The organism is Halobacterium sp. KA-4, assembly GCF_021028995.1.
Taxonomy (GTDB): domain Archaea; phylum Halobacteriota; class Halobacteria; order Halobacteriales; family Halobacteriaceae; genus Halobacterium.
Genome location: NZ_JAJJZG010000043.1, coordinates 1 through 3,051, shown reverse-complemented (window position 1 = coordinate 3,051; position 3,051 = coordinate 1). Strand labels below are relative to the sequence as shown.

Genomic DNA, 3,051 nt, shown 5'->3' with positions numbered 1-3,051 from the left:
TCACCACCGCCGCTGCTCGACCGGCTGATCGAAGACGCTCAAAAGATCCACAAGCAACGACCAATCTTACAAGAGACGCTCGCTACCACTACACAACCGAGGTGTGAGGCTTAACTAAAGACGGATGACAGATGCCTCAACACGCCCCACGCGTCACGCAGGAGCTCCTCGATGAACCCCACATCGAGGGGCGCCTCATTTCGGTGCTCCAGCTGCACGATCGCGTCAAGGAGCTCGGGGCGGACCCGGAGGACGTCGCCGACGAATACGCCCTAGACGTCGCTGACGTGTATCGAGCGTTAGCGTATTACTACGAGAATCCGGAGGAGATGAAGGCTGTCCGAGAGCGTCGTGAGACCGACCTGCGCGACCTGCGCGAGAATATCGCCTCGAACCGCCTGGACGGCGTCAGTCCGCCGACTTGATATCAACCGACCCGACCACGACACCTTCTTCGACGCCTACACCGCAGCCTCAACGACGCCTTCACCGACCTCGTCATCAACAGCCCCGAGCTCATCCACGAACTCACCAGCGCATTCAACGACGCCCTCACAGAATACCGAAATCAGTAACGAACTCGAAGAGCGTTGAAGGTTGCATTCCCGAGGTATGTGAACTAATTTAAGAACCAGCAGTTCCCGCTTGTTTTTTCATGTGGTGGAGTCTGGACAGGTATATGACCCTTGACACCACGGCAGTGCGCGCAGACTTCCCCGTGCTCGACAGACGCGTGAACGGCCATCCACTCACATACCTCGACAACGCTGCCACCACCCACACGCCCAGACAGGTGTACGACGTCTTCGAAGAGTTCTACAAAGAATATAACTCGAATATCCACCGCGGAATTCACGAACTTAGTCATGAGGCTTCAATCGCGTACGAGGAAGCCCACGACCGTGTTGCCGACTTCCTCGGCGCAGACGGCCGTGAGGAAATCGTCTTCACAAAAAACACCACCGAGAGCATCAACCTCGTCGCGTACGGCCTCAGCCAGCATCTCGACACCGGCGACGAGATTCTCACCACGGAGATGGACCATCACGCCTCGCTGGTGACTTGGCAGCAGATTGCGAAACGAACAGGTGCGACCGTCCGCCATATCCCCGTCACGAGCGACGGCCATCTCGACATGGACGCCGCCGACGACCTCGTCACCGACGACACCGAGATCCTCTGTGCGCCTCACGTCTCGAACGTCCTCGGAACCATCAACCCGATCGAGGATCTCGTGGAGCTCGCACACGATCACGGCGCGTACGCAGTGATCGACGGCGCCCAGTCTGCCCCAACCCGGCCCGTCGACGTCGGGGAGATGGACGCAGACTTCTTCGCGTTCAGCGGTCACAAACTCGCCGGTCCCACCGGCATCGGCGGGCTGTACGGGAAACGCGCCATCCTCCAAGACCTCGACCCCTTCCTGTTCGGTGGGGAGATGATCAGGAACGTCACCCTCACTGACTCCACGTGGAACGAACTCCCCTGGAAATTCGAGGCGGGCACCCCACCCATCGCGGAAGGCATCGCGCTCGGCGCGGCCGTGGACTACCTCGACGACCTTGGCATGGAGAACGTCCGCACCCACGAGAACGACCTCGCCCAGTACCTCCTCCGCGAACTCGCTGAGCGAGACTTCGTCCAAACGTATGGCCCTGACATCGGCGAGGAACGCACCGGCCTCGTCTCATTCAACGTCGAGGGTGTCCACGGCCACGATCTCTCCAGCCTCCTCAACGACCGCGGTGTCGCGATCCGCGCCGGCGACCACTGCACCCAGCCCCTCCACAACCGCCTTGATATCCCCGGCTCCGCCCGCGCTTCCTTCTACATCTACAATACTCGCGCAGATGTCGATCGCCTCCTTGATGTCGTGGACACTGCTCGTGACGACCTCGACGACTACCTCGCCTCCGAGCGCTACCACGACCTCGTCAGCGAACACTATCACGCCTCCCACAACCAGGAAGGCCTCAGCGACCCGACGTTCGTGAAATCCTCCGAGGAAACCACGTGCGGTGATGACGGCGAATTCCACGTCACCATCGCCGACGACCGCATTGACGCAATTGCCTTCGAGAGCCAGAGCTGTGCAGTCAGCCGCGCCGTCGCCAGCCTCCTCTCCGAACACCTCGAAGGAATGCAAGTCAGCGAAGCCGCGGAACTCAACGGCTACGTCCCGCGCAAACTTGACGGCCAGTACCCCGACCTCCGACACGAATGCGTTGAAGGCCCCGAAGAAGTCATCCAGGAAGCCATCCGCGAGTACCTCGCAGAGGAACAGCAAACACCATCATCCGCTTAACCTTCTCTCCAGCCTGCATCAAAACCGTCGGGTGCATCATTCGTGAATGTGGCTTCCTCGCTCCAACAAAATCCACCAAAGCCAACAACTAGTCCAGAACAGAAACCAGCCACAGGACAACTAACTCTGGGCTGAGGATTCGAAACGTCCGACCGTCATAGACTATCGATGAACTCTGTCAGCGCCTGATTCAACCCCGCCCACGGTGGGGCGGGGAATCCGCCTCGATACCTAGTTTGAACATCTCGTCGATGAACACGCTGTTCAATTCGTGAGGATTCGTCTGAGCTAACTCCATTAGCCCACGGAGTTCCTCGAAGTCGAACACGCCGTGATCGTAGTCATCTTGTTCCAGGTCGGCTGGCTGTTGTTCAACGACGACAAACTCACGAAGGCGATCGGTGCCAAATTGGTCGATGTACTCCCAGCCAACCAACGACCCCATTGACCACCCAACGAGAATGACCTCATCTAATCCACGTGCCTCGAAGAACTGCTCGATGTCAGTGGCATACGTCGGCAGCGTGTGGCCAGTTTCAGTCTTCTCGGAGCGCCCGTGCCCGCGGAAATCCACGACAATCGGCTGATACTCATCAGCCAATCCCTCCTGCTGTTCAACGGCTGTGTTGAATCGCCATACGGCGTTCGAATTCACTGTTTCACGAAGCGCTTGATGTTGTAGACCGCACACATCAGAGCGATCTCTCGGAACTCACGGAACCAGGAGCGCGCTCGCACGGCGAAGC

Annotated in this window: 3 protein-coding genes and 1 pseudogene; 2 read left to right on the top strand and 2 right to left on the bottom strand. The window is 58.9% G+C overall.

Features of this window, described 5'->3' with window-relative positions; genetic code table 11:
- Positions 1–131: 131 nt before the first annotated feature.
- Together LPA44_RS17875 and LPA44_RS17870 are read left to right on the top strand one after the other, a co-directional pair.
- Entirely contained in the window at positions 132–425 is a 294-nt protein-coding gene (locus LPA44_RS17875) for a DUF433 domain-containing protein (protein ID WP_230890832.1), read from the top strand.
- Between the two features lie 254 nt (positions 426–679).
- Complete coding sequence (locus LPA44_RS17870) at positions 680–2,305, top strand: SufS family cysteine desulfurase (RefSeq protein ID WP_442903421.1); 1,626 nt, start codon at positions 680–682, stop codon at positions 2,303–2,305.
- A 190-nt stretch (positions 2,306–2,495) separates the two neighbouring features.
- On the opposite strand, the gene LPA44_RS17860 is transcribed toward LPA44_RS17870, so the two are convergent.
- Both LPA44_RS17860 and LPA44_RS17855 read right to left on the bottom strand, forming a co-directional pair.
- On the bottom strand, positions 2,496–2,960 hold the full coding sequence (locus LPA44_RS17860) for an alpha/beta fold hydrolase (protein ID WP_230890831.1): 465 nt from the start codon (positions 2,958–2,960) through the stop codon (positions 2,496–2,498).
- Positions 2,957–3,051 (bottom strand): annotated as a pseudogene (locus tag LPA44_RS17855) (IS5/IS1182 family transposase); the annotation flags it as partial. The pseudogene LPA44_RS17855 and the gene LPA44_RS17860, both read right to left, overlap by 4 nt.

Excerpts from the sequence above, each read along its gene's own strand:
- LPA44_RS17875 (WP_230890832.1), top strand. The coding sequence starts at position 132 with ATGCCTCAACACGCCCCACGCGTCACGCAGGAGCTCCTCGATGAACCC.
- LPA44_RS17870 (WP_442903421.1), top strand. The coding sequence starts at position 680 with ATGACCCTTGACACCACGGCAGTGCGCGCAGACTTCCCCGTGCTCGAC.